Genomic DNA, 26,037 nt, shown 5'->3' on the forward strand with positions numbered 1-26,037 from the left:
CTCGATAGGCAATACTACATACTAAATACGAAATGAAGAAAATACATAACCTGATTTGGGTAGCGTTTTCTGTGGTGAGTTGTGCTCAGGCACAGGATGTCAATACCAAATATGCAAATGAAATCACTGTAGAATCGACACAAAAGCATCTACGAACGCTTGCTTCGGTGGACTTTGAAGGAAGAGGAACAGGACAGAAAGGCGGTCAGTTGGCCGCGGATTATATCGCAAATGAGTTCAAAAAATATGGACTTTCAGCACCTGTAAATGGATCGTATTTCCAGCCCCTACAGCTTATACATAATAGTTTTAAGGTCAAACAGTTTACGATCAATGACCGGCCTTTTCAAAATGGAAAGGATATTTTTGTCATTGGAAACAACGAAGAGAAACTTTTTGAAAGCAACGAAATAATATTCATTGGCTATGGAATTGATGATCCAAAGTATTCCGATATCACGGGCTTAGACCTGACCAATAAAGTTGTCCTGTTATTGAACGAAAGTGAACCTACGGATGATAAGGGAAATTCATGGATCACCGGGAAGAAGACTCCATCTGACTGGTCGACGAGCAGGAATAAGAAAATTAAGGAAATTCTCAAGAAGAAACCAAAATTGATATTAGCTGTCAACAGCCAGCTATCCCAATTGCTTGAAGAGGCAGGAGACCGCGCGACAGAAGGACGTTATAACTTGGCTATAGATCAGCCCGCACCCGAAAAATCGCCCATGATCCCAGTCGTCAACATAACGGATCATGCTGCGAATTATATCTTTAATCTTGCACGTACAAATCTGGCCGCTGTTGTCGGCAAAATCAACCGCTCTGGACAAGCAATTTCTTTTGCGATTAACACCAATTTCAAGGCCGACTTCGGTACAAATGCTAAACCTTTAGCTGACCCGAATATCCTGGGATACCTGGAGGGAACCGACAAAAAAGACGAAATTGTTGTCATTGGTGGACATTACGATCACGATGGCAAAGATTCCAAAGGAAACATCTTTTTTGGTGCTGACGACAACGCCTCCGGAACAACCGCTGTGCTGGAACTTGCCCGCAGTTTTTCCCGTGCAAAAGCCGCTGGTAATGGCCCAAGACGCAGTATCCTGTTTATAACTTATGCGGCTGAAGAAAAAGGTTTACTAGGTTCTAAATTCTATACCGAAAATCCAATCTTTCCACTGGCAAATACTGTTGCCTGTATCAACATCGATATGATTGGCCGTGTAGATGATAAGCACCTCAAGGGTAATCATGACTATATCCATGCGATCGGTTCAGATAAACTGAGTTCTGAACTTTATCAGATCAATAAAGATGAAAATGAAAAAAACACCAAACTGGAAATAGATTATATGTATGATAATCCAAAGGATCCAATGCGTCTGTATTACAGATCAGACCATTATAACTTTGCAAAGAAAGGTATACCGTCGATCTTCTATTTTTCGGGCCTTCATCCCGACTACCATACACCCGCCGACACCTATGACAGAATTGATTTCCCATTAATGGTCAAACGGGAGAAGTTGGTCTTTTTCACGGCATGGCAGATCGCCAATAGAGATGGGCGATTAATTATTGATAGTAATAAAGAATAACAAATCAAATTTACCGCAAAAAAGGAAGTCCCAGATATCAAACCCTGGGACTTCCTTTTTTTTGGTTGACAAGCAGAACAAAGCGCTTAAAAATTTGTTATATTTATTACAAGACAGCAAAATACATATGGCTTTTGTAGATTACTATAAAGTGCTTAACATTGATAAAACAGCTTCGGCAGATGATATCAAAAAAGCATATCGCAAATTAGCGCGTAAATACCATCCTGATGTAAACCCGAATGATAATGAGGCAAAACAGCGTTTTCAGGAGATTAATGAAGCAAATGAGGTATTGTCCGATCCAGAAAAACGCAAAAAGTATGACCAATATGGCGAACATTGGCAGCATGGGGAGGAATATGAAAAAGCGCAGCAACAATACAGACAATCCCAATCTGGTGGCGGCAACCCATTTGGTGCCGGAGGAAATCCATTTGCTGGTAGTGGCGGTTCGCAAGATTATACCGGAAATTTCGATGATGGCCAATTCTCAGATTTTTTCGAACAGATGTTTGGAAGCCGACGTGGCGGTGGCAGGCAAAGTACTTTTCGCGGGCAGGACTTTAATGCCGAATTGAGTTTAAGCCTTCAACAGGCCTATACAACCCATCAACAAACCTTTAATATCAATGGTAAAAGTATTCGTATTACAATCCATGCAGGTGTAGAGGATGGACAGAAAATCAAATTAAAAGGATACGGTAGTGAAGGGATCAACGAAGGCCCTAAGGGCGATTTGTATATTACAATCAATATCACTCCCGATGCAACTTTCAAACGACAGGGAAATGACCTGTATACTTCGCTGGATATCGATCTTTATACGGCTATTTTAGGGGGCGAGGCGACACTCGATACCTTTGGCGGTAAGATCAAATTAAAGATAAAGCCCGAAAGTCAAAACGGGGCAAAAATGCGGCTCAAGGGTAAGGGTTTCCCACTCTACCGGAAAGAAGGTGAATTTGGGGACCTCTATGTCAGCCTTAATATTAAAATGCCCAGCAATCTTTCCGACGAGGAAAAAGCATTGTTTCAGCAACTGAAGGATTTAAAACAATAATCTCATGGAAACGACACTCATAAAAGTTATTGACTTCTGCCAATCCAGAAAAGTTGAAACAACTTTTCTACAGACCATGGAAGAGTATGGCCTTATTCACATTATCATCCAACAGGAAGAACAATTTATTGATGAAGATGAACTCAAGAAACTGGAACGTTTGTCAAATCTTTATTACGACCTGGAAGTAAATCCGCAGGGAATTCAGGTGGCCAATCACCTATTGGATAAGGTAGAGCAACTTCAACATGAAATTCTACAGCTCAAAAATAAATTAAAAGCCCTGGATTATTAATCCAAGGCTTTAATAATTCTTCATAAAATAGAATAATTAGAATACCACATCCTTCTCTGTATTGATTTTGGTCTGCCAGACGATTTTATCTTGCAGCGTTGTATAAAGAATTTCATAGTCTCCTTTACAAACGACGAAGGATCCAAAAAAATCATTTGGTTTCATTAGCCGATAGACTACCAATGTGCGCTTCCCTTCAACCTCTCCGTATGCTTTCATCAGCATATATCCAGTTTTATTAATCTTCTCTTCAGGAATCTTATAGTCCAGATGTGAACGACTGCCATCATCAGGGCATTGTATCTCCGTCCTGCTCGGCGTAAAAACATAGCGGTCCCGATACATCGCGACATTGGATTGCACAATATCCTTCGCCCAATTGATATCATTAAAATCAGTGGGAAGCAGAAAGATCATACTGACCATCTTTTCCTTCCAAAGCCGATCATTGAACGGAATGACAAAATGCAATAACTTCTGTCCTTTAAATTCACTTATGCTGTAGAAATAGCGCCCTTCCTTGTTTTCCTCCCGTTGGAAAGTACTTAAGTCCAATAAATGACTTTTCTGACCTTTAACATTCGGATAGTTGTTCATCACAGCAAGCATATCATAGCTATACTTCCCTTTCAGTCTCCCTGTAAATAATACCTTGTAAGCTGTATCCTGGTAATTTAGATGCTTGAGTACATTTTTGTATTTGGCATTGACCTTGCTCACATTGATCGGTCCGGTATTCGCATCCCAATTTTCCTCCTTTAAAATATCATTCCCGAGAAATACAGCGAGTTCCTTATCAATATTGATAAAATATTCATCCCCTTCCACCGTATAACCATTAGGTACAACCTGATAGGACTTGCAGGACAATAAAACAAAACACAGAAACAAGACAATAAATACAAGCAATGTTCTCTCTTTTCTAAACATCCGATCGATCTCCTACGATTTAATCTTTTGCACCTTTACCCCCTCCCAACGATAAACATTATAAAGATCTGCATTCCTCTTCATTACCCTTAACGTCAGTTCATATTGATTTTTAATTGGACTACCATCAAGAATACCGGGTTTCCACTTTGCTCCACGCTGCAACAATCGAACAAGCTCATCACCCGCCTTCGTACTAGGAGTACTGATTACTTTAAAATTATTCAGTTGTCCATTTTTTTCGACGACAAACTGCACAACGACGTTCCCGTCTTCACCTGTCGAATTTGGATTAAAATTCTTCATGACATAATCACGCAATGCAATCATCCCTCCAATAGGTTCCGATGTTACATCAACACGAGTATAATTTTTCACATATTCACCATCAGGTTTAAATTTGAAATAAAAAGCTGCCTTTGACTCGACGGGAACACCATTTTCCAAAACCGGATCCCATTTGGACTGTGACAATAATTTCGTTGCTTGATCTCTAAACTCTTTGCCAAGATCCGTACTAACAATTAAAGACTTTATAGTACCATCAGGATTAATTGTGAAAACACTTTCAATGATCGGATCAATATCTTTATTGGATATTGATCTTGGCATTTTAAAATTTTTGGCAAACCAAGTTCTCAACCCTTCATAACCAAGTTTTGGTTCAGCCCATACCTTGCCAGATTTGTTTGGCTTATCTTCTCCCTGACTCAAGTTTAAACGGATAGGTAAAGTATAAGCAACACGAACTTTTCTACCATTTTGCACTCCGGAACTCCATTTCTCTGCTCTTCTCATTAACTTTAATGCAGCTTCGCCGGTACCATAGCCCAACTCTTTTTTGATTTTGAGATCCGTTAAGCTTCCATCCCGCTCCACGACAAATGAAATTTCAATAACACCATTCACTGCATTTTCCAATGCGGCTTTCGGATAATCATAGTTGTTGGAAACCCAAGTCATAAATTTACGCATTCCACCTACTGGTTCGGGAATAACTTCGACCTCAGTAAAAATAGCATTCGCCATAGGATTTGTCGTATCTTGCTGAATCAACTTGCCTCCCTCACTGTTTAATGCAATATGACCTTCGATACCAGGTTGAATAGGCTCAACAATAGCAGTCAATTTGGATTTAGGTGTTTCGTTTGCCTCCATTAACTTTTCAAGATCTGTAGCTACATCTTTTGCTCCTGCGATCTCCACCTGATTGATCGAACTTTCAACATCTGAAACAATATCCTTTGCACGCGTGGTATTGAATACCAGTGTAGACCCAACTACAACTAGCAGCATTGGCAATACAGCGGTATATAACAAACGCTTTTTCCGTGCTGATTTATTCTTAAATAACATCATAATTCTTTTCTTTAAAAATGAATGATTAGAAAACTCATGCGTCAGTGGTAAATGATCCACCTGCAACGCATGAGCGACCAGCATTTCGGCATAGGCCACCTTATCTGTCGAACAGATTTCGTCGGCAATACATTCATGCTGGAACTTTAACTCCTTTTGAAAGAAATATAAAATCGGATTAAACCAGTTGAAAATTTTCAACAGCTCCATCACAAGCAAATCATAAGAGTGCCCCTGATCGACATGAACACGCTCATGTGATTCAATACTACTTTTCTCCTTGATAGACTCTCCAATAATGATTTTATTGAAAAATGAGAAACTTAGATAATCATGTTCATCCCGTAATGCACGCACCAACAGTATCACCCGAAATAGCAACAACGTGAAAGCAATTGCAACACCTAGCCAATATACATAAGTCAAGATGTCTATCAAGGAAATTGGTTGCTCTTTGGGGCTATTGATGGCGATCTCCATATAGCCACTCAAATCCACCATAGGTATGGAGTACGCGATTATCTCTGCTTTCGGTAATTCTATAAATATCCCGATGGGTGCCAATAGCGAGAAAAATATCATCCCAATCAAATAGACGCGATTCCATTGAAAGAAGGTGAGTTTTCGAAAAATCAGCCTATAGAGCGCAAAGCTGATAATCAATGAAACATTGACAATCAATAAGTAAATCATAATCAAAAGTTTATAAGAGGTGGTTGTTGTTATTTATTCTGTTGGATGATCGAAAGAATATCGTTTAATTCTTTGACATCCAATTTATTCTCTTCCAGAAAATAAGAAAGCATACTTTTGGGAGAATTATCAAAATAATTATTCAACAACTTACCAGTGATTCCTTTTTTATATTCCTCTTTTGAGATCTTCGGCAAATACTGATGGCTTTTACCAAAAGACTCATGCGACACAAAACCCTTGGTTTCGAGAATACGCACTATCGTTGAAACTGTATTGTAAGCAGGTTTCGGTTCAGGTAGTCGGTCAATGATATCTTTGACAAAACCACGCTCCATTTCCCAAAGCTCCTGCATGATCTGTTCTTCTGCTTTAGTCAATTCTTTAAAATCTTCCATAACTCCTTATTATTAACAGTACTGTTGTAATCGATTACAATACAAGTATATAACTAAAGAAATAGTTTTACAACTATTTCTTTAGTTATATACACAAAACATTGATTATTAATATAATAAAATTTAACCAAACACTTTTTGATAACGAATTAATCCTCAAAACTTCGTTTACGTGAAGCTTTCAATTGGGATTGTTGCTTCTTCCGATCCAATCTTTTTAGCACACTGGAATAAGGTATTTTGGTTTTCTTTCTTGGTTTGGAGGGCACAAGCGCATCTTTCAATAAGTTAAGAAAACGACCTATGGCTATTTCTTTATTTCGTACTTGTGAGCGGTCCGTATCCGATTCCAATTGCAATACTCCCTCTTTATTGATACGATTCGAAAGCTTCTCAGCCACCACAGCCTTTTCTTCTACCGAAAAAATTGCAGACTGCTCCACATTCCATTGTAGGGTAACTTTGGAGGATACCTTATTAACATGTTGTCCCCCTGCTCCTCCCGATCTTGAAAATTTAAAGGTCAGCTCCCCTATTAATCCTGTTATATTCATTTGTTTTTAAACGCTTCTTCTATTTTTTCCATTTTCTGCAACAGGAAGCCCAATTTTTCTACTTGGTCACGCTGCACATCAACGAGTTCCTGCTCTTTTCTAATAATGAGGTGATCAATTTTCTCATGTAGTTCCCTGATTTCAAGCTCGGCCTTCAGATTAACCATATAATCATTCCGCGCCCGCTCGCGATCCTTGGCTTCTTGCCTATTTTGGCTCATCATGATCACCGGGGCCTGCAGCGCAGCCACACAGGACAAGATCAGATTAAGCAAAATAAATGGATAAGGGTCAAAACCTTTATTATTTAACCAATACATATTGACCGCGATCCAGATCAGCAAAAATACAACGAAAGAAATAATGAACGTCCAACTTCCTCCAAATTCAGCGACTTTGTCTGCGACACGTTCACCTACTGAGGCTGCTGTTGCTCCATCGTTATCCATGCTAGCGCTAATGACCTTATTGTCCTTAAAGCTCTGTATAACTTGTTGATCCAGTTGGCTGAGTTGTCCCGACTCATCTTTTAAAAATTCAGTAATATAAGCTTCCTTAAACCGTGTCAGTTCTGTCGCGGCAATATATTTATCTTTCCCAAAATTTGGATATTCCTTCCGGATTAATTTAAAAATGGGTTGTCGAATAGAAGCTCCCAAAATACGTTGTTCCAAAGGGAATTGTTGCCCTGAGATAGCACTGATAAAATTGTCCATATACCGCTTAAATGTCTACTTAAAGATAATGCTTTTTAAGTAATCAAAAAATTCACAAAACTATGGCAATTGGTTTTTGTTATTTTAGGCATAAATAGTCGAAATTTGCAACACAAAAATTAGAGATGAAACCATCTTGATTTATTCCGTTCAATAAAGGCTGATTAAATCTGGTTGCTTCATCTGCTTTAAAAATCAATTCATAAAGATGAAAATAGGCATTGTTTGTTATCCCACGTTTGGTGGCAGTGGTGTTGTGGCAACGGAATTAGGAAAGGCTTTGGCAGCCAATGGACATGAGATCCATTTTATAACCTACCGACAACCTGCACGCCTAGATTTCTTTTCGGAAAACCTTTATTACCACGAAGTTGCAGTATCTCAATATCCACTTTTTGACTTTTTACCTTACGAATCAGCGCTGGCCAGTAAACTGGTTGATGTCGTACGTTTTGAGAAGCTGGATCTGATCCATGTGCATTATGCCATTCCCCATGCTTCAGCTGCATTCATGGCAAAACAAATATTACTGACGACTTATGGTATTAATATTCCTGTGGTAACCACTCTCCATGGTACAGATATTACACTGGTTGGAAAAGATAAAAGCTTTAGTCCTGTCGTCACCTTCTCGATCAATCAGTCAGACGGTGTAACCGCAGTTTCACAAAATCTAAAAGATGAGACACTCCGGTATTTTGATATCTCTAGAGATATTAAAGTGATTACCAACTTCATCGATCTCGATCGATTCAGCAACAGGGACCGCTCCCATTTCAAAAAAGCGATTGCTCCGGGCAATGAGCGTATCTTGGTTCATACTTCCAATTTTAGAAAAGTAAAAAATACAGAAGACGTCATCCGTATATTTAAGAAAGTACATGATGTCATCCCCTCCAAACTATTAATGGTTGGTGATGGTCCTGAACGTCGCAACGCGGAGGAACTGTCCAGAGAATTGGATGTATGTATGGATGTTCGTTTTTTGGGTAAACAGGATGCTGTTGAAGAAATCTTGTCCGTTTCCGACCTTTTCTTGATGCCTTCGAGCTCCGAGAGCTTTGGTTTGGCGGCCTTAGAGGCAATGGCTTGCCAGGTTCCGGTTGTTTCATCCAATACAGGTGGATTGCCCGAACTGAATGAAAACGGTGTAACGGGATTTTTGAGCAATGTGGGCGATGTGGATGATATGGCCAAGAATGCGATCTATATTTTGGAAGATGCTGACAGATTGGAGAAATTTAAAGAAGCAGCATTAAATCATGCAAAAAAATTCCAATTGTCCAATATCATGCCTTTATACGAACAATATTACCGCGAAGTGATTGATCAAACAACAAAAGCGCAATAAATATCATTTTTGACCTTAAGGGTTGAAAAAAAAATTTTATCTTTGACCTTTGGAAAATTTCCAAAAAAACAATTATGAAATACAAACGTATCTTATTAAAACTTAGCGGTGAATCCTTAATGGGTGACCAAAGCTATGGTATCGATATTAACCGTGTATCACAATACGCTAATGATATCAAAGAAATTCACGATCAAGGTTTAGAAATAGCAATTGTTATCGGTGGTGGTAACATTTACCGCGGTTTGAGTGCTGAAAAATCAGGGATGGACCGTGTTCAAGCAGACTATATGGGAATGCTTGCCACTGTAATCAACAGTATGGCACTTCAAGATGCTCTTGAAAAAGTAGGGAAAAAGACACGTTTGCTAACGGCTATCAAGATGGAGCAGATCTGTGAACCATTCATTCGCAGAAGAGCTGTACGCCACTTGGAAAAAGGCCGTATTGTTATTTTCGGAGCTGGTACCGGAAACCCATATTTCACGACGGATACAGCAGCTTCTTTGCGCGCAATTGAAATCAACGCGGATGCTGTACTAAAAGGAACACGTGTAGATGGTATCTATACTGCTGACCCAGAGAAAGATCCTAGCGCAACAAAATTCGAAGAAATCTCATTCACGGAGGTATACGAGAAAGGATTAAATGTAATGGATATGACTGCCTTTACCCTTTGTCAAGAAAACAAATTACCAATCATTGTATTTGACATGAACAAACCCGGCAATTTATTGAAACTTGCCAATGGTGAACATGTTGGAACTGTGGTAAAATAATTAATATCTGTAAAAAACGTAATCTTATATGAACGAACTAATTTCAATTGAATTGGACGATTGTAAAGACAAGATGTCCAAAGCAGTTGCTCACACGGAGTCAGAATTAACAAAAATTCGTGCCGGTAAAGCTTCTCCATCTATGTTAGATGGTATTTCAGTCGATTATTATGGTAGTGCTACTCCACTTTCACAAGTAGCTAACATCAATACTACTGACGCTCGGACTATTGTCATCCAACCTTGGGAAAAATCGCTCATCAACGCAATTGAAAAAGCAATTACGGATGCTAATCTTGGTGTCAACCCACAGAATGATGGTATTGTGATCCGTTTGAATATCCCGCCTTTGACAGAAGAAAGAAGACGTGACTTGGTGAAAAAAGTAAAGGAAGAGACTGAAAGAGGCCGTATAGGTATCCGTAACATCCGCAAAGACACCAATGAGTCCATCAAAAAATTAAAAAATGATGGTGCCTCAGAAGACGAAATCAAAACCGCTGAAGGGGAGGTCCAAAAATTGACTGATGCATACATTGTAAAAGTTGATAATCTGTCTGAACTGAAAGAAAAAGATATCATGACTGTTTAAGTCCTTATTCTTAAACACACAAAACGAGGATGTTCAAAAGCTTGGACATCCTCGTTTTTTTTTATTGCTGTTTGTATCCTCCCCCTCCCTTTAGTAAATGTGCAATTTTCAGCGGGTTTGTTTTTACTTTTTACACAAGCTCTTTCTTGTTTTCTGATAATTCAATATTATCCTTTCACAAAAATATTCCACCATGTTTTATTGATTTTTGAACAAAATAATTGTACATTGTACACTAACACATAATCAGTTATATGATGAACAATTCTCGCCGTCAATTTTTAAAGCAAGCTGGAATAGGTCTTTCGGCAGCTTATCTGATGCCCAACTTGATATCTTGTCAAAATAAAACGGGTGCTGTCAGTGACAATCCATTGCAAAATATAGGGGTACAGCTGTACTCCATACGTGATTTGATGGATAAAGATCCGAAAGGTTCTTTGGAGCAGGTCGCAAAAATTGGCTACAAACATGTCGAGCTTTATGGCATAGATCCTACTGCCAAACAGTTCTGGAAATTATCCTATAAAGAGTTAAAAAAGATTCTGGATGACAATGGCCTAAAAACGCACTCAGGACACTATGATATGTCTAAATATCTCAGTAAATCACATACCGATAAAGAAGATTTAGCAGTTTACTTTGATGCAGCAAAAGAACTCGGACAGGAATATGTGATTGCGCCAGTGACACCAATGTTCGACATTAATGCGCTTAAAAAAGATGACTATCTTTATGCCGCCGAACAGCTCAATAAGGCCGGTGAACAAGCAAAAAAGCTGGGGCTAAAGGTTGCTTACCACAACCATTTTTGGGAATTTAGGGACTTAGGAAACAATGCTACAGGTGAAGATGTCATGTTGGCTTTTACGGAACCTGATCTTGTCGATTTTGAGCTTGATCTTTTCTGGGCTGAGAAAGCTGGGAAAAACCCTATATCCATATTTGAAAAATTCCCCAATAGATTTAAACTATGGCATGTGAAGGATATGGACCGTACAAAATCAAATCCGATCGAATGGCCTAAGGATGGTAAGTTACCGGTTGAACAGATCTTTAAAGATATCAAATATACCGAAGTTGGTACCGGAAGTATCCCTTTCCCCGAAATTGTCAAAGAAAAGGTTAAATCGGGTCTGAAATACGCTTTCGTAGAGCAAGACGACATCTACATGCCGAACAAGATGGAAAGTCTTAAGAAAAGCTACGATTACGTTCAGGCAAATCTTATCAAATAAAAAAGGGAAGCAAATGCTTCCCTTTTTTATTTGATAAATCCCCTTAGAATTGTGTATTCTCTACTTCGACCGCAGTTTCAATCACTTTCCGTGCTAATTCCTCTTTAAAATCAATAATGTTTTTACTTATTGTCTCATCATAAGTGCCCAGGATCTGAGCAGCTAATATACCTGCATTTTTTGCAGCATTTAGTGCGACTGTTGCTACAGGGATACCATTAGGCATCTGCAAGATGGATAGTACCGAATCCCACCCATCAATAGAGTTGGATGATTTTACAGGTACACCGATTACAGGCAAATGCGTGATTGAAGCCACCATTCCTGGTAAATGCGCAGCTCCACCAGCTCCCGCAATAATTACTCTTAAACCACGAGATGCAGCATTTTTAGCATAATCAAACATACGTTGCGGCGTACGGTGCGCCGAAACGATTGTGACCTCAAATTCTACTCCAAGGACTTTCAGGACATCGATGGCATCCTGCATAACAGGAAGATCAGATTTACTTCCCATGATAATGCCTACCTGGGCCTTATTATTGACTGACATAGTATTATTAAGCTTTAACTTTTAATATTTCTTGTACTTTTCTTGCGTTGGAGATTGCTTTATCCCGATCATCATTGATGATGCAGATATGCCCCATCTTGCGGAATGGCTTTGTATACTTCTTGCCATACAGATGTAAATAGACTCCTTCCATGGCCAACACCTCCTCTACTCCATCATATTTTGCCAAGCCCTCATAACCATCTTCACCCAGTAGATTGATCATGACAGCGTTTGTCCGACATCGTGTATCACCCAAAGGTAAATTGAATATCGCTCTTAGATGTTGTGCAAATTGAGAAACATAATTTCCTTCGATGGTTTGATGGCCGCTATTATGTGGGCGCGGTGCCAGTTCATTCACCAGAATATCACCATTTTTCGTTAGGAACATTTCCACTGCAAGCAAACCGACGATCTGCAGATCATCCGCGATTTTCTTCGCAATTGCTTCTGCACGTTGCTGGATCTCTACACCATATAATGATGGCGCGATAAGAAATTCCACTAAATTAGCTTGAGGATTAAATTCCATTTCTACCATTGGAAAAGTGGAGACATCACCTCTATCGTTACGTGCAACAATAACAGCGATTTCCTTTTCAAAATCTACCCACTCTTCAATCAAACTCGGCTCTTCAAAGGCATCCTGAATATCCGCTTCAGTAACGATCTTCTTTACGCCTTTTCCATCATACCCATCTCTACGTAGTTTTTGAATGTAGGGTAAACTCAACGAAGCATTTGTTAAATTATCTTTAGTTGATATCAACTGAAACGCAGAAGTCGGGATATCATTTTGTTTAAAAAACTGTTTCTGTAATCCCTTATCCTGGATCAGGCGAATAATACGCGACTGCGGATAAACGATTACCCCCTCTTCTTCCAGTTTCTCCAATGCATCAACATTTACTTTTTCGATCTCGATAGTAATCAAATCTAGGTCTTTACCAAAATTATATACTGTCTCAAAATCGCTCAATGAACCACATTCAAATTTATTGCACAGTTTACGACAAGGAGCATTCTTATCGGGATCCAGTACATGAACGTTTACATTGTAATTAATGGCTTCCTGGATTAACATTCTTCCGAGTTGACCACCACCAAGAATGCCTAATTGCAGTTCGCCATAAAAATCTTTTGCCATAATTGATTCTAAAATCTTATAAAATTTATCTTTTAAGCTTTTTCCTTGAACAACAGTTCGCCCAATAAGCTTTCTTTATCTATTTTTTTTTGCAGTTCAATAAAAGCACCTATCAGTGCTTCCGGACGTGGTGGGCATCCTTGCACATACACATCCACCGGGATAATTCGATCCACCCCCTTCACTACGTGATAACCATGCTGCCAATAAGGTCCTCCACAATTAGAACAGGATCCCATTGAGATTACATATTTAGGATCAGGCATCTGTTCGTATAGTTTTTTTATACGGTCTGCCATTTTAAATGTTACAGTACCAGCAATAATAATAACATCTGATTGTCTCGGTGAAGGTCTAGGAAAAACACCCATCCGATCTAGATCATATGTTGAAGCCATAGCTCCCATCATTTCGATCGCACAACAGGCAATACCAAAACTCATCGGCCACATCGAAGAAAGTCTTGCCCAGTTTAGCAGATCATCCAATTTGGCAACAACGACACCATTATTTTGCAGTTGACTATCTAAACTCATGCTTACTCAGGTTTTTTAAATCGAGGTTTAAAAGCAATCTTTGGCGCAGCTGTCACCTCTTGCGCAACAGTATTCTCTACGACCGCAACCGCCGGCTCCCTATAGTCCCGTACTTGATAGCTGCTGTTGTTCAATGTTGAATAAGCACTTTGAGGAATATTTACAGGAACCTTAGGTAGAGATACATTGGGTTTCACCCATTCCAAATCTCCTTTTTTCCAGACAAAAACCAATCCCAAGATTAAAATACCGATAAACATCGCCATTTCAATCATCGTAAACCATCCCCATCTGCCGTCTGCGGCAATGTATTCTGATTGTCCAAATACTGTAGCCCAAGGAAAAATAAAGATGAGCTCAACATCAAAAAGCAGGAACACTAAAGCGATGACATAAAATCGAGGATTGAATTGTACCCAAGAGGAACCGATAGGATCTTCGCCACATTCGTAAGTACCAGATTTAATGGGATTATTCTTTTTGGGAGAGATTAAACGTGCTAGAAAAATGGTCGCACAGACTAACAATGCCCCTATCAGCAGAATGATAAGGATTTTGCCGTATTCCGATAATTGTGCGGGGTCATCCATAATAATTACAAATTTAACAATTATTTCGTTTACTCTAGCGAGGAACTTGAAATTACAAATTATTTATTAAAAAAATGGGGCATTGTATGCTTACAATGCCCCACCGTATATAACAATATATTAAAATTACATTTTCCCAGGCATTTTAGGCATATTGCGCATCAACTTAGCGGCCATTGCAGGATTGGACATTTGTTTCATCACTTTACGCATGTCACCAAATTGCTTCAACAATTTGTTCACTTCATTAACGTCAGTTCCCGAACCTTTCGCAATACGCAAACGACGTTTTTGATCTATTACATCCGGATTTTCTCGCTCAAAAGGTGTCATCGAATCAATGATGGCTTCAATAGGTTTGAATGCATTATCATCGACTTCAATATCCTTCATCGCTTTTCCTACGCCAGGAATCATGCCCATCAAATCTTTCATGTTACCCATTTTTTTGATCTGTTGGATCTGGGATTTGAAATCATTGAAATCAAATTTATTCTTACGGATTTTCTTTTGAAGCTCCGCAGCTTGCTTTTCGTCGAACTGTTGTTGCGCACGCTCCACCAAGGATACCACGTCACCCATGCCCAAAATACGGGACGCCATACGATCTGGATAGAAAACGTCCAATGCATCCATCTTCTCTCCGGTACCGATAAACTTAATTGGTTTATTGACAACAGATTTAATCGATAGCGCAGCACCACCACGTGTATCACCATCTAATTTGGTCAATACAACACCTGTAAAATCAAGACGATCGTTGAATGTTTTCGCTGTATTGACAGCATCCTGACCAGTCATCGAGTCAACGACAAATAAGATCTCATCTGGTTTTGTCGCTTCCTTAACAGCAGTGATCTCCACCATCAAAGGCTCATCTATGGCCAGACGACCAGCGGTATCGATGATTACAACATTATGGCCATTGCGCTTTGCCTCTTCAACACCTGCTTTCGCAATAGCAATTGGATCTGTTGACGCTCTATCAACATAAACAGGAACACCAACTTGTTCAGCCAATACCTCCAATTGATCAATTGCTGCTGGACGATAAACGTCACCTGCGACCAATAATGGTTTTTTATTCTTTTTATCTTTCAGGAATAATGCCAGCTTACCAGAAAAAGTTGTTTTACCAGCACCATTCAGACCTGCGATCAAAATAACAGTAGGATTTTTACCAATCTCCAACTCTGTGACAGACCCGCCCATCAATTCTGTCAACTCATCATTCATGATTTTAGTCAACAACTGACCCGGAGAAATACTTGTCAATACATTCTGCCCTAAAGCTTTTTGTCTAACATCATCTGTAAAAGTTTTAGCAGTCTTATAATTCACATCGGCATCCAACAATGCTTTGCGAATTTCTTTCATCGTTTCCGCAACGTTGATTTCGGTAATACTGCCTTGTCCTTTTAATACCTTAAAGGCCCTATCTAGCTTATCTTGAAGATTTGAAAACATAAAATCTGAATCTTATTCTATATAAACAGCAAAGTTAAAAAAATTGTCTGTAGTAACCTCATTAACACCCCATAAAAAATGCGACTATTAAAAATAATCGCATTTCTTTGTATACTCGAGTTATACGACTACTCATTAGTCGCTCCTACGCCCACCAAATAAGATGGAAGCATAGTATAAAAGTGTGACCAGGGCACTCAAAGCCGCGACAACATAAGTCATAGCAGCCCATTTTAACGCATCTTTTGCACCGTCATGCTCCTCACCATTGTAAGTAACACCGGCATGGTTCAACCATTCCAAAGCGCGGTTTGAAGCATCAAATTCCACAGGAAGTGTGATGAACGAGAATATTGTTGTGATCGCCAATGCACCTACACCTACCGCTAACAACCATGGATTGCCGCCTTTGGAAAATGCAAATAACATCACACCGAGCATCAATACCCATGAGGTTAGTTTGGAAGCCGCATTGACCATTGGTACCATCGCTGAACGGAAACCTAACCATTTATATGCTTTCGCGTGTTGTACAGCATGACCACATTCATGGGCCGCTACCGCTGCTGCCGCAACACTGCGACCACTATATACTTCAGGACTCAAGTTGACCGTTTTATCCGATGGATTGTAATGATCTCCCAAGCGATCAGGAATCGACAGTACCTTCACATCATATATACCATTATCATTTAGCATTTTCTGCGCAATCTCACCACCAGACATTCCATTCCCCAATGGCATCTCTGAATACTTCTTAAATTTGTTTTTAAATCTCGTCTGGACAATTAGGCTTACCACCATTATTCCAATAAATAAAATCAAGTACATAGCTTTTTATATTTTTATCGTTATTCTCTTTTTAATAGTTTCAATATAATCATCAAACCTCATTCCAATTCCTATAAATTGATAAAGGCATGAACTTCTAAGATAGTAAAAAGCGCATAACTGACAAAAAGAACAATTTCTTCTGATGCCGACATGACATTGTAGCATAAAAAAGGGAGTGAAAACTCACTCCCTTCGATTGTTATTTTCTAAATTATACTACTTATTCGATTATCCCATCTGAAAGACCAAATCAGAACCTTCTATCATTTTACGTAAATTGCTCAATGCATAGCGCATTCTTCCTAAGGCAGTATTGATACTCACCTCTGTTATCTCAGCAATATCCTTAAAACTCATATCACAGAAGTGACGCATAATTAAAACCTCTTTCTGATCATCAGGCAGTTTCTGGATCATTTTCTTTAAGTCGACATCGACCTGTTGTTTCAGCATCTTAGATTCAGCACTTTCATCACTGAATTCCAATACTTCAAAAATGTCAAAACCATCAGCATTCACAATATTTGGGGCCCGTTTGGCTTTTCTAAAAAAGTCAACGATCATATTGTGGGCAATACGGATAGCCCAAGGCAAGAATTTCCCCTCTTCATTGTACTTGCCCGATTTTAATGTGTTGATGATTTTAATGAAAGTCTCCTGGAAAATATCTTCAGCAAGATATTCGTCTTTTACTTTCATATATATAGAGGTGTAAATTTTCGATTTATATCGATTCAACAATGCCTCTAGGCCGGACTCTTGGCCCCCGACATACATTTGGATCAATTCTTGATCACTCTTACTTTTCAAAAGTCTCATACGTCACTTACTTTTTTAGCAGTTCGCAAATAAATTATCAGTTCTGTTGTAAAATGTAAATGTTTAGCGTATAGTGTTCCTTTCTTATTGTAAAACAATCAATTAATAGTATTTCAAAGTACCGTAAAATTATTGAGTAATCAAATTATTACATTTCATTTTAAGATTTTTTAACATTTAGAAAGGTAAAAACGCCCTTCTCTTAACCAAAAAAAGCACTTGACAAAATACTTGAGACTGACTCAATTTACGAAGTGATTAACTTTGAGACAAATTCGAAACTAACAGGGACTTTATAGGGACCTCACTCGGACCTTGTCCGGACCTCATTCGGACCTCATTCGGACCTCATTCGGACCTCATTCGGATAAAAGCGTATAAAGTGCCTATTAATCCCCTATTATATTAGGATAAAATCCCTTTTAATTAGAAGGTTGGTATACAGTTGCCCGCAAGATAGTACGGCCTTACTTCATAGCAGATGCGGAGCATAAAACTTAAAAAACAAATGCATTAATGGCTCGCATGTGGCAGAGCAAGTACGCGGTGGGTATCGTATAAGATCAAAAACGAAAAAAGCGGAATCAACCTAAGATGATTCCGCTTTTCTATATGATAAAGACAGCGTCTTATTTATACAACGGAAACTCGGCCATCATGGCTCTCACTTTACCATGGATTTTATCCAATTCAGCATCGTTGGAAGCATTTTTCAATGCCTCATCAATTAACTCTCCGATTTGAATAATATCATTTTCTTTGATACCACGAGTAGTGATTGCGGCGGTACCGAAACGTACACCTGAAGTCACAAAAGGAGAACGTGTATCAAAAGGAACCATATTTTTGTTGGTTGTGATACCTGCTTTACCCAATACAGCTTCAGCTTCTTTACCAGAAATATCTTTGTTACGTAGATCAACCAACATCAAGTGGTTATCTGTACCACCAGAGATAATCTTATAATCTCTCTCAACGAAGAACTGCGCTAATGCTGCTGCATTTTTCTTCACCTGAACAATGTACTCCATATACTCGTCTGATAAAGCCTCACCGTAAGCAATTGCTTTTGCAGCAATTGTATGCTCCAAAGGACCACCTTGCGTACCTGGGAAAACAGCTAAATCTAACAACTGAGTTATCGTACGGATTTCACCTTTAGGCGTTTTGATACCCCAAGGGTTTTCAAAATCCTTACCAACCATAATCATACCACCACGTGGACCGCGTAGGGTCTTGTGTGTTGTAGTTGTAACGATATGACAATGAGGAAGAGGATCATTCAATAAACCACGAGCGATCAAACCTGCAGGATGAGAAATATCAGCCAAAACAATCGCACCGATTTCATCAGCAACTTTACGGATGCGTGCATAGTCCCAGTCACGGGAATAAGCTGAAGCACCGCAGATAATCATTTTTGGTTTTTCACGAAGTGCCGTTTCTTCCAACTGTTCGTAATCAATCAGACCTGTATCTTCTTTTACACCGTAAAATAATGGTTGATAGATCTTACCAGAAAGGTTTGCCGGTGATCCGTGAGTCAAGTGTCCACCATGAGATAAATCAAGACCTAAAATTTTGTCTCCAGGCTTGATTGTCGCCAAAAAAACAGCCGCATTTGCCTGTGCTCCAGAGTGAGGTTGAACATTTACCCATTCTGCGCCAAATAATTGCTTTGCACGATCAATTGCGATGGTTTCAATTTCATCCACAACTTCACAACCTCCATAGTAACGTTTTCCTGGGAGGCCTTCTGCATATTTATTTGTCAACACTGAACCAGCAGCTTCCATCACTTGTTTTGAAACAAAGTTTTCCGAAGCAATTAATTCAATACCTTCTTCTTGGCGTTTCAGCTCATCAGCTATTAAATTAAAAATGGCTTGATCTCTTTCCATTGTTTTTAAATGTTGTAAAGTAAATTTTGTAGTTTATTTTAATGCCTCAAAGATAGCATATTCCATAAAGAATATCGACAAAAAGCCATATTTTATTAAATGTTCTTAGAAAAATGGGCTTATTTATGCGAATTAGCTAATTAACAAGGTATCCTTTTAACTCCTATTTGGAGCCCCCAAATCCAATAAAAATTGAATGTTTTGTAAATGTCAAAAAATCTACGGCGGGCGATTTGCAATTAAAAATATGTATTTTTGTTAAAGAATTGGCTAAAACATTATCAAAATGAGCACAGAACATACAGCAATTGCTCCTGTTACCTTAACGCAAGGGGCAATCAAGGAACTCAATAAATTAAAAGATCAACAAGAAATTTCTGATGATTTTGGTTTACGTGTCGGTGTAGAAGGTGGAGGTTGTTCAGGTATGAGTTATATCCTTGGTTTTGACCAGAAAAAAGATGGAGACAGCGAGTACGAAATTGAAGGAATCCGCATTTTTATGAACAAAGCACATGGCTTATATCTTGCAGGCATGGAAATTGACTTCAAATCAGGACTTGACGCAAGAGGTTTTACTTTCAATAATCCAAATGCAAGTAGCACTTGTGGTTGTGGAAGTAGTTTTTCAGCATAAGTTGAAATTTACACATATTTCAATGAAAAAGGGGATTGCGGGTAGCAATCCCCTTTTTGTCCTAGCCCTCCGTAACAACAAACCCAATCAACTATTTAGGAAAATTCAATTATCCTTTATTCAACTTATTTCCTGCTACGATAGCCCCACCTCCTAGCTTTCAGTTCGACTTTATCTGCCACCATTATCGTATAATCTCTGACCAGTGACATTGATGGGGATTTTCAAAAATATTTTACCCATCATATAATGATACTACAGCAACAAAGCCCTCTTTCTTTTTCCATCATAATTCACTAAATTAGCGACCTTTAGAAAAGAAGCATACAACAGTCTGATGTACAAAGAATATAAGCAGTTAAATTTACCGGAGATTGGTAAAGAGATTTTGACCCGTTGGGAACAGGAAAAAATATTCGAAAAAAGTATCAATAATCGCCCTGAGAGCAAGTCATATACATTTTTTGAAGGGCCACCTTCTGCGAATGGAATGCCTGGGATCCATCACGTGATGGCTCGTACGATTAAGGATATTTTCTGTCGCTACAAGACATTGAAAGGCTACCAGGTAAAACGAAAAGGAGGCTGGGATACCCATGGCCTTCCAATTGAACTTGCTGTCGAGAAAGCTCTTGGTATTACTAAGGAGGATATTGGCAAAAAGATTACCGTAGAAGAGTATAACGACGCTTGCCGCAAGGAAGTGATGAAATATACCGATGTATGGAATGACCTAACCAACAAAATGGGGTATTGGGTCGATCTAGAGCATCCTTACATCACATATAAAAATGAATACATTGAAACATTATGGTATTTGTTAAAAGAGCTATATAAAAAAGGCTTATTGTATAAGGGTTACACCATTCAACCTTATTCACCTGCTGCAGGTACAGGATTGAGTTCGCATGAGCTTAATCAACCGGGTACGTATAAAGATGTGAAGGATACAACAATTGTTGCTGAATTTAGATTGATCAAAAGCCAGCTCCATCCAGCAATTGAAAAATTAGTAGACGATGAAGCCGAAGATGTTGCATTTATCGCCTGGACAACTACGCCTTGGACCTTACCGTCCAATACAGCCTTGGTAGTTGGTAAGAAAATAAACTATGTCAAAATCAGAACTTTCAATAAATATACAGGTGCACCGATATCTGTTGTATTGGCAAAAGATCTGATCAGCAAGCATTTTAAGGCAGAGGGACAAGATGCCTCGTTCCAAGACTATAAGTTAGGTGATAAAGTTATCCCTTGGGAACTTGCAACAGAATTTGTAGGCGAAGAGCTTGTAGGCTTGCGTTATGAACAATTGTTGCCTTATATCACTAATGAAGATTTACAAGAGAATGCTTTTCGTGTAATCCCTGGTGACTTTGTGACCACCGAAGATGGTACTGGTATCGTACATGCTGCGCCGACTTATGGTGCGGATGACTTTCGTGTAGCGAAAGAACACGGTGTACCGGGTATTTTGGTGAAAGACGAAAATGGAAAAGATGTTCCTACGGTAGACCGTACGGGTCGCTTTGTGAATGAAATCACCGATTTCGCAGGACGATTTGTGAAAGAGGAATACTACAGTGCAGAAGAACGTGCGAAAGAGGACTTCAAACCTACTGACGTCTTGATCTCGATCAAACTAAAAGAGGATAATAAAGCATTTGATGTAAAAAAATACGAGCACACCTACCCACACTGTTGGCGTACAGACAAACCAGTTTTATACTATCCATTGGATAGCTGGTTTATCCGTACTACTGCGGTAAAGGAAGATTTGGTAGCTTTAAATAAAACAATCAACTGGAAACCGGAAGCAACTGGAACAGGGCGCTTTGGAAACTGGTTGGAAAACCTGGTTGATTGGAACCTTTCCCGTTCTCGTTACTGGGGAACACCACTTCCAATCTGGCGTTCAGAAGATGAGAATGAAGAGGTTTGTATCGGTTCGCTACCTGAATTAAAGTCTTTGTTAGAGGCTTCCCTGACTTCGGATATTCTATCCGCAGATGAGAAAGCGAAAAACCAAGCCTACCTAGACAAATTTGACACAGAAAAACTGGATTTACACCGTCCATATGTTGACGACATCGTTCTTGTTTCTGACGCTGGTCAAAAATTATTCCGTGAGCCTGATTTAATTGACGTATGGTTCGATTCGGGAGCAATGCCTTATGCACAATGGGGATTGGATCACGAAAAATTGGCAAGAGGGGAAGAGTTTCCATTTAAAGATGGATTCAATCATGCATACCCAGCAGACTTCATTGCGGAAGGAGTTGATCAGACTCGTGGATGGTTCTTTACGCTACATGCGATCTCCACGATGATGTATAAATCGGTCTCTTTCAAAAACGTTGTTTCCAATGGATTGGTATTGGATAAAAACGGAAATAAGATGTCCAAACGCTTAGGCAATGGCGTTGATCCTTTCTCGACGATCGATCAATATAGTGCTGATGCTACCCGTTGGTATATGATCAGCAATGCAGCTCCTTGGGACAACTTAAAATTCAACATGGAAGGATTGGATGAGGTACGCCGCAAATTCTTTGGCACGCTATACAATACCTACGCGTTTTTTGCACTTTATGCCAACATTGATAAGTTCTCCTATGCAGAACCAGATATTGCATTAGAAAACCGTCCTGAAATCGACCGCTGGATTATCTCGTTACTAAATTCACTAACGAAAGAAGTGGATGAATATCTAGCGGATTACGAACCGACAAAAGCTGCCCGTGCAATCCAAAACTTTGTGGACGAACACTTGAGTAACTGGTACGTTCGTTTGTGCCGTCGTCGTTTCTGGAAAGGAGAATATACCGAAGATAAGATTTCTGCATATCAGACATTATACACTTGTTTGGATACAATTGCGAAATTAATGTCACCGATATCGCCATTCTTCTCGGATAGACTATTCCTGGATTTGAATACTGCAACCAATAAGGAACAAGTCGAGTCAGTTCATTTAGCCAACTTCCCCGTATACGATGAAAAACTAGTGGATAAAGATCTGGAAGAACGCATGGCCCTAGCGCAGGATATTTCGTCGTTGACACTTTCACTACGTAAGAAAACGTCGATCAATGTGCGTCAGCCATTAAACAAAATCCTCGTTCCTGTATTGGACAGTGCTTTTCAAGAGAAGGTAGAAAAAGTAAAAGATTTGATACTTTCGGAAACCAATATCAAAGATATTGAGTTTATTACGGATACAACTGGTATAATCAAGAAAAAAATAAAACCAAACTTCAAAGCTCTTGGCGCGAAAGTTGGTAAGGATATGAAGTTAGTTTCTTCATCTATCCAATCGTTGACTATAGATCAAATCAGTACATTGGAATCAGCAGGTGAATTGGCCTTAACGGGCACGCCATATACTATTCTATTGAGCGATGTAGAAATTATAGCAGAGGATGTGGAGGGATGGCAAGTTGCTAATCTGGGTAAATTGACCGTAGCATTGGATGTCCATATTACCGAAGAATTGAAAAAGGAAGGTTTATCAAGAGAATTGATCAACCGTCTACAAAATTTACGGAAGGAAAAAGGACTTGAAGTGACTGATAGAATTAACGTAAAGTTAACAGCAGCCTCAGAAGTAGTCAATGCAGCGAAAGAAAATTTATCTTATATTTGCACCGAAATTCTAGCCGATTCATTGGTATTTGAAGATTCACTAACTGAAGGAGAGACCATCGAGATCGATGGCAAAGAACTTAAGGCATTAATCCAAAAAAATTAAATTATGGCAAACAACAACGAGAAAACACGCTATAGCGATTCAGAATTACAAGAATTTAAAGATATTATCTTGGACAAGCTTAGAATAGCAAAAGAAGAGCTTTCCTCGTTGACAGCAACGCTCAATAACAGCAATGCGAATGGTACAGACGATACTGCGGGTACATACAAGACCTTAGAAGATGGCTCTGCAACTTTGGAGAAGGAACAAACCAACCAACTGGCTGCACGTCAAAAGAAGTTTATCGACAACCTGGAAGCAGCGTTGGTGCGCATCGAGAACAAAACATATGGTATCTGTAGAGAAACTGGAAAACTGATCCAAAAAGAGCGCTTGAAAGCTGTTCCGCACACGACGTTGAGCATCGAAGCGAAAAACAAACAATATTAATTTTAGGCAAAAATATATGGTCTTTGCGCGGGCAAAGACCATTTTTATAGCAAAATGAAGGGGTATACGAAACCAGTCGCACTAATTGTCGCGATTCTTTTAATAGACCAATTGTCAAAAATATGGGTTAAGCTCTCTATGACAATTGGACAAAGTCATCACATTTTAGGTAAATTCTTCCAAATCCATTTTATTGAAAACAATGGAATGGCCTACGGAATGGAATTTGGTGGTGATTACGGGAAATTGTTCCTGACCGTGTTTCGGATACTGGCCGTAGCTGGTATCGGGTATGGTCTACATTACATGATCAAGAATAAATACAACCGTGGCTTTATATTAAATGTAGCCCTGATTCTTGCCGGTGCTTTGGGAAACATCATTGATTCAGCATTTTATGGTGTGATCTTCAGTGAAAGTACCTTTTACGAAAAGGCATCTTTATTTCCGGCGGGTGGAGGATATTCATCCTTCCTGCATGGAAAAGTAGTTGACATGCTTTATTTTCCTTTAATTGAAGGTACTTTCCCTACTTGGGTACCTTTTTGGGGCGGTGAGGAGTTTCTATTCTTCCGGCCAGTATTCAACATTGCAGACTCAGCTATTTCAGTGGGTGTGGTGCTGATACTATTATTCCAAAAACGGTATTTCAAAACGGAAAAAGAAGAGAAATCGAGTATCCATAGTGAAATCGTTGAAGATTAACGAAATATCTTACAAAGCCTTGTTAATCACAAGGCTTTTCTTTTAAAACTTAAAAACGGGGATTGTAATCCGATTATCAAGCAATCTGGTAATATAGGTTATGACGATTTCCATACTAAATACCAAAAAATGAAAAACATAAATTTATTCCTAATCGTCTGCGCACTTTTTGTGACAAAATTGGCTCAAGCACAACAAATTGAAATCCCCAATCTAAAAAAACATATCTACTACCTAGCGGATGACAAAATGCAAGGTCGCGGAACAGGTAGTAAAGAAGTGTTCAAAGTAGCTGACTATATCGAAAAGGAGTTTAAAAAATATAAATTACAACCCAAGGGTGAAAAAGGCTATCGCCAATCTTTCAAAGCAAAGGTATGGAAGGTAAAAGTAGCTGACAGTATTCGCAATGCTGACAATATTATTGGTTTTATCGATAATGGAGCAGCGTTGACAGTTGTGATAGGTGCGCATTACGATCACTTGGGAACAGGTCACCAAGGTAGCTCCAAAGATTCTCTAGGTGTTGGTAAAATCCACAATGGGGCCGACGACAATGCTTCGGGTACTGCAGGTTTATTGGAACTCGCCCGTTATTTCAGCAGCAATAAAGAAAAAGAACCTTACAATTTGTTATTTATCGCTTTCGGGGCCGAGGAACTGGGATTGGTGGGATCCAAATATTTTACCGAACACCCTACCCTACCGTTGGAAAAAATAACGGCAATGCTTAACATGGATATGATAGGCCGCTACAATCCCGACAATGGTCTTGCCGTCATCGGATATGGAACAAGCAGTCAATGGCCGGCTATTTTCAAAGATATCCAAGCACCTATCAAGTTCAATTTAAGCAAAGACGGTAACGGAGGGTCGGATCAGACTTCATTCTACAAAAAGAATATTCCAGTATTATTCTTCCATACCGGCGGACACCCCGACTATCATATGCCAACGGATGACGCAGACAAGATCGATTACAATTCGTTAAAATCTATTCTGGATCTAGAGAAATCGGTGATTGAGAATATCATGAAACAATCGAGTAAAATGGACTTTATCTGGACCAACTAAAACGGATAAAATAAACCATCGAAGACCTTTCAAAATATAACCTAGCTCAAATGCA

At 39.2% G+C, this 26,037-nt stretch carries 25 protein-coding genes; 12 read left to right on the forward strand and 13 right to left on the reverse strand.

Annotated features, from left to right (window positions below; genetic code table 11):
* Positions 1-32 precede the first annotated feature (32 nt).
* From OGI71_RS15955 to OGI71_RS15965, 3 genes are all read left to right on the forward strand, one after another.
* Positions 33-1,607: a M28 family peptidase gene (locus tag OGI71_RS15955; RefSeq protein ID WP_282250233.1), complete on the forward strand. Its 1,575-nt coding sequence runs from the start codon at positions 33-35 to the stop codon at positions 1,605-1,607.
* A gap of 127 nt (positions 1,608-1,734) precedes the next feature.
* Entirely contained in the window at positions 1,735-2,670 is a 936-nt protein-coding gene (locus OGI71_RS15960; RefSeq protein ID WP_282250234.1) for a J domain-containing protein, read from the forward strand.
* Between the two features lie 4 nt (positions 2,671-2,674).
* Positions 2,675-2,965, forward strand: coding sequence for a chaperone modulator CbpM (locus OGI71_RS15965; RefSeq protein WP_282250235.1), 291 nt, complete (start codon positions 2,675-2,677; stop codon positions 2,963-2,965).
* 36 nt (positions 2,966-3,001) lie between these two features.
* Here OGI71_RS15965 and OGI71_RS15970 read toward each other — a convergent pair whose 3' ends face one another.
* The 5 genes from OGI71_RS15970 to OGI71_RS15990 form a co-directional block, all read right to left on the reverse strand.
* Positions 3,002-3,895 (reverse strand): hypothetical protein, encoded by an 894-nt coding sequence (locus OGI71_RS15970; protein ID WP_282250236.1) that lies wholly within the window; start codon positions 3,893-3,895, stop codon positions 3,002-3,004.
* A gap of 12 nt (positions 3,896-3,907) precedes the next feature.
* Positions 3,908-5,947, reverse strand: a complete 2,040-nt coding sequence (locus OGI71_RS15975; protein ID WP_282250237.1) for an energy transducer TonB — start codon at positions 5,945-5,947, stop codon at positions 3,908-3,910.
* Between the two features lie 29 nt (positions 5,948-5,976).
* Positions 5,977-6,345 carry a BlaI/MecI/CopY family transcriptional regulator gene (locus OGI71_RS15980; protein ID WP_282250238.1) on the reverse strand — a complete coding sequence of 123 codons (369 nt, stop codon included), beginning with the start codon at positions 6,343-6,345 and terminating at the stop codon, positions 5,977-5,979.
* Positions 6,346-6,494: 149 nt separating this feature from the next.
* Positions 6,495-6,899 (reverse strand): alternative ribosome rescue aminoacyl-tRNA hydrolase ArfB, encoded by a 405-nt coding sequence (arfB, locus tag OGI71_RS15985; RefSeq protein ID WP_282250239.1) that lies wholly within the window; start codon positions 6,897-6,899, stop codon positions 6,495-6,497.
* Positions 6,896-7,615, reverse strand: a complete 720-nt coding sequence (locus tag OGI71_RS15990; protein WP_282250240.1) for a DUF1003 domain-containing protein — start codon at positions 7,613-7,615, stop codon at positions 6,896-6,898. Before OGI71_RS15990 ends, arfB begins: the two co-directional genes overlap by 4 nt.
* 208 nt (positions 7,616-7,823) lie before the next feature.
* Here OGI71_RS15990 and bshA point away from each other — a divergent pair, with 208 nt between their 5' ends.
* The 4 genes from bshA to OGI71_RS16010 all read left to right on the forward strand — a co-directional run bounded on the left by bshA (position 7,824) and on the right by OGI71_RS16010 (position 11,575).
* Positions 7,824-8,966 carry an N-acetyl-alpha-D-glucosaminyl L-malate synthase BshA gene (gene bshA, locus OGI71_RS15995; RefSeq protein ID WP_223583935.1) on the forward strand — a complete coding sequence of 381 codons (1,143 nt, stop codon included), beginning with the start codon at positions 7,824-7,826 and terminating at the stop codon, positions 8,964-8,966.
* 74 nt (positions 8,967-9,040) lie between these two features.
* Positions 9,041-9,745: a UMP kinase gene (gene pyrH, locus OGI71_RS16000; RefSeq protein ID WP_075991132.1), complete on the forward strand. Its 705-nt coding sequence runs from the start codon at positions 9,041-9,043 to the stop codon at positions 9,743-9,745.
* A gap of 28 nt (positions 9,746-9,773) precedes the next feature.
* Positions 9,774-10,337: a ribosome recycling factor gene (gene frr / locus OGI71_RS16005; protein WP_223583934.1), complete on the forward strand. Its 564-nt coding sequence runs from the start codon at positions 9,774-9,776 to the stop codon at positions 10,335-10,337.
* A gap of 254 nt (positions 10,338-10,591) precedes the next feature.
* Positions 10,592-11,575, forward strand: a complete 984-nt coding sequence (locus OGI71_RS16010; protein WP_282250245.1) for a sugar phosphate isomerase/epimerase — start codon at positions 10,592-10,594, stop codon at positions 11,573-11,575.
* 43 nt (positions 11,576-11,618) lie between these two features.
* On the opposite strand, the gene purE is transcribed toward OGI71_RS16010, so the two are convergent.
* The 8 genes from purE to glyA form a co-directional block, all read right to left on the reverse strand.
* Entirely contained in the window at positions 11,619-12,128 is a 510-nt protein-coding gene (purE, locus tag OGI71_RS16015) for a 5-(carboxyamino)imidazole ribonucleotide mutase (protein ID WP_282250246.1), read from the reverse strand.
* Positions 12,129-12,135: 7 nt separating this feature from the next.
* Positions 12,136-13,278, reverse strand: a complete 1,143-nt coding sequence (locus tag OGI71_RS16020) for a 5-(carboxyamino)imidazole ribonucleotide synthase (RefSeq protein ID WP_282250247.1) — start codon at positions 13,276-13,278, stop codon at positions 12,136-12,138.
* Between the two features lie 32 nt (positions 13,279-13,310).
* Positions 13,311-13,814 (reverse strand): NADH-quinone oxidoreductase subunit B, encoded by a 504-nt coding sequence (locus tag OGI71_RS16025; RefSeq protein WP_223583930.1) that lies wholly within the window; start codon positions 13,812-13,814, stop codon positions 13,311-13,313.
* Positions 13,815-13,816: 2 nt separating this feature from the next.
* Positions 13,817-14,404: an NADH-quinone oxidoreductase subunit A gene (locus tag OGI71_RS16030; protein WP_282250248.1), complete on the reverse strand. Its 588-nt coding sequence runs from the start codon at positions 14,402-14,404 to the stop codon at positions 13,817-13,819.
* Positions 14,405-14,530: 126 nt separating this feature from the next.
* Positions 14,531-15,871, reverse strand: a complete 1,341-nt coding sequence (gene ffh / locus OGI71_RS16035; protein ID WP_259186461.1) for a signal recognition particle protein — start codon at positions 15,869-15,871, stop codon at positions 14,531-14,533.
* A 135-nt stretch (positions 15,872-16,006) separates the two neighbouring features.
* Positions 16,007-16,702, reverse strand: coding sequence for a zinc metallopeptidase (locus OGI71_RS16040; RefSeq protein WP_282250250.1), 696 nt, complete (start codon positions 16,700-16,702; stop codon positions 16,007-16,009).
* 231 nt (positions 16,703-16,933) lie between these two features.
* Positions 16,934-17,524 carry a sigma-70 family RNA polymerase sigma factor gene (locus tag OGI71_RS16045; RefSeq protein ID WP_077437828.1) on the reverse strand — a complete coding sequence of 197 codons (591 nt, stop codon included), beginning with the start codon at positions 17,522-17,524 and terminating at the stop codon, positions 16,934-16,936.
* A 629-nt stretch (positions 17,525-18,153) separates the two neighbouring features.
* On the reverse strand, positions 18,154-19,425 hold the full coding sequence (gene glyA, locus OGI71_RS16050) for a serine hydroxymethyltransferase (protein ID WP_282250251.1): 1,272 nt from the start codon (positions 19,423-19,425) through the stop codon (positions 18,154-18,156).
* 286 nt (positions 19,426-19,711) lie between these two features.
* Here glyA and OGI71_RS16055 point away from each other — a divergent pair, with 286 nt between their 5' ends.
* The 5 genes from OGI71_RS16055 to OGI71_RS16075 all read left to right on the forward strand — a co-directional run bounded on the left by OGI71_RS16055 (position 19,712) and on the right by OGI71_RS16075 (position 25,982).
* Complete coding sequence (locus OGI71_RS16055; protein WP_108635906.1) at positions 19,712-20,062, forward strand: iron-sulfur cluster assembly accessory protein; 351 nt, start codon at positions 19,712-19,714, stop codon at positions 20,060-20,062.
* 337 nt (positions 20,063-20,399) lie between these two features.
* A complete protein-coding gene (gene ileS / locus OGI71_RS16060) occupies positions 20,400-23,813 on the forward strand; it encodes an isoleucine--tRNA ligase (RefSeq protein ID WP_282250254.1) in 3,414 nt (1,137 codons plus the stop codon).
* A 3-nt stretch (positions 23,814-23,816) separates the two neighbouring features.
* Positions 23,817-24,203 carry a TraR/DksA C4-type zinc finger protein gene (locus OGI71_RS16065; RefSeq protein ID WP_046674049.1) on the forward strand — a complete coding sequence of 129 codons (387 nt, stop codon included), beginning with the start codon at positions 23,817-23,819 and terminating at the stop codon, positions 24,201-24,203.
* A 54-nt stretch (positions 24,204-24,257) separates the two neighbouring features.
* Complete coding sequence (locus OGI71_RS16070; protein WP_282250257.1) at positions 24,258-24,908, forward strand: lipoprotein signal peptidase; 651 nt, start codon at positions 24,258-24,260, stop codon at positions 24,906-24,908.
* 129 nt (positions 24,909-25,037) lie between these two features.
* Complete coding sequence (locus OGI71_RS16075) at positions 25,038-25,982, forward strand: M20/M25/M40 family metallo-hydrolase (RefSeq protein ID WP_282250258.1); 945 nt, start codon at positions 25,038-25,040, stop codon at positions 25,980-25,982.
* The last annotated feature ends 55 nt before the right edge of the window (positions 25,983-26,037 follow it).

It is taken from the genome of Sphingobacterium sp. ML3W (genome assembly GCF_029542085.1).
GTDB lineage: Bacteria > Bacteroidota > Bacteroidia > Sphingobacteriales > Sphingobacteriaceae > Sphingobacterium.

Coding starts and splice junctions, on each gene's coding strand:
- OGI71_RS15965 (WP_282250235.1), top strand. CDS start 2,675: ATGGAAACGACACTCATAAAAGTTATTGACTTCTGCCAATCCAGAAAA.
- OGI71_RS15975 (WP_282250237.1), bottom strand. CDS start 5,947: ATGATTTACTTATTGATTGTCAATGTTTCATTGATTATCAGCTTTGCG.
- bshA (WP_223583935.1), top strand. CDS start 7,824: ATGAAAATAGGCATTGTTTGTTATCCCACGTTTGGTGGCAGTGGTGTT.
- frr (WP_223583934.1), top strand. CDS start 9,774: ATGAACGAACTAATTTCAATTGAATTGGACGATTGTAAAGACAAGATG.
- OGI71_RS16025 (WP_223583930.1), bottom strand. CDS start 13,814: ATGAGTTTAGATAGTCAACTGCAAAATAATGGTGTCGTTGTTGCCAAA.
- ffh (WP_259186461.1), bottom strand. CDS start 15,871: ATGTTTTCAAATCTTCAAGATAAGCTAGATAGGGCCTTTAAGGTATTA.
- OGI71_RS16065 (WP_046674049.1), top strand. CDS start 23,817: ATGGCAAACAACAACGAGAAAACACGCTATAGCGATTCAGAATTACAA.
- pyrH (WP_075991132.1), top strand. CDS start 9,041: ATGAAATACAAACGTATCTTATTAAAACTTAGCGGTGAATCCTTAATG.
- OGI71_RS15970 (WP_282250236.1), bottom strand. CDS start 3,895: ATGTTTAGAAAAGAGAGAACATTGCTTGTATTTATTGTCTTGTTTCTG.
- purE (WP_282250246.1), bottom strand. CDS start 12,128: ATGTCAGTCAATAATAAGGCCCAGGTAGGCATTATCATGGGAAGTAAA.
- arfB (WP_282250239.1), bottom strand. CDS start 6,899: ATGAATATAACAGGATTAATAGGGGAGCTGACCTTTAAATTTTCAAGA.
- ileS (WP_282250254.1), top strand. CDS start 20,400: ATGTACAAAGAATATAAGCAGTTAAATTTACCGGAGATTGGTAAAGAG.
- OGI71_RS15960 (WP_282250234.1), top strand. CDS start 1,735: ATGGCTTTTGTAGATTACTATAAAGTGCTTAACATTGATAAAACAGCT.
- OGI71_RS16045 (WP_077437828.1), bottom strand. CDS start 17,524: ATGAGACTTTTGAAAAGTAAGAGTGATCAAGAATTGATCCAAATGTAT.
- OGI71_RS16075 (WP_282250258.1), top strand. CDS start 25,038: ATGAAAAACATAAATTTATTCCTAATCGTCTGCGCACTTTTTGTGACA.
- OGI71_RS16055 (WP_108635906.1), top strand. CDS start 19,712: ATGAGCACAGAACATACAGCAATTGCTCCTGTTACCTTAACGCAAGGG.
- OGI71_RS16020 (WP_282250247.1), bottom strand. CDS start 13,278: ATGGCAAAAGATTTTTATGGCGAACTGCAATTAGGCATTCTTGGTGGT.
- OGI71_RS15955 (WP_282250233.1), top strand. CDS start 33: ATGAAGAAAATACATAACCTGATTTGGGTAGCGTTTTCTGTGGTGAGT.
- OGI71_RS16030 (WP_282250248.1), bottom strand. CDS start 14,404: ATGGATGACCCCGCACAATTATCGGAATACGGCAAAATCCTTATCATT.
- OGI71_RS15980 (WP_282250238.1), bottom strand. CDS start 6,345: ATGGAAGATTTTAAAGAATTGACTAAAGCAGAAGAACAGATCATGCAG.
- OGI71_RS16040 (WP_282250250.1), bottom strand. CDS start 16,702: ATGTACTTGATTTTATTTATTGGAATAATGGTGGTAAGCCTAATTGTC.
- OGI71_RS15990 (WP_282250240.1), bottom strand. CDS start 7,615: ATGGACAATTTTATCAGTGCTATCTCAGGGCAACAATTCCCTTTGGAA.
- OGI71_RS16010 (WP_282250245.1), top strand. CDS start 10,592: ATGATGAACAATTCTCGCCGTCAATTTTTAAAGCAAGCTGGAATAGGT.
- glyA (WP_282250251.1), bottom strand. CDS start 19,425: ATGGAAAGAGATCAAGCCATTTTTAATTTAATAGCTGATGAGCTGAAA.
- OGI71_RS16070 (WP_282250257.1), top strand. CDS start 24,258: ATGAAGGGGTATACGAAACCAGTCGCACTAATTGTCGCGATTCTTTTA.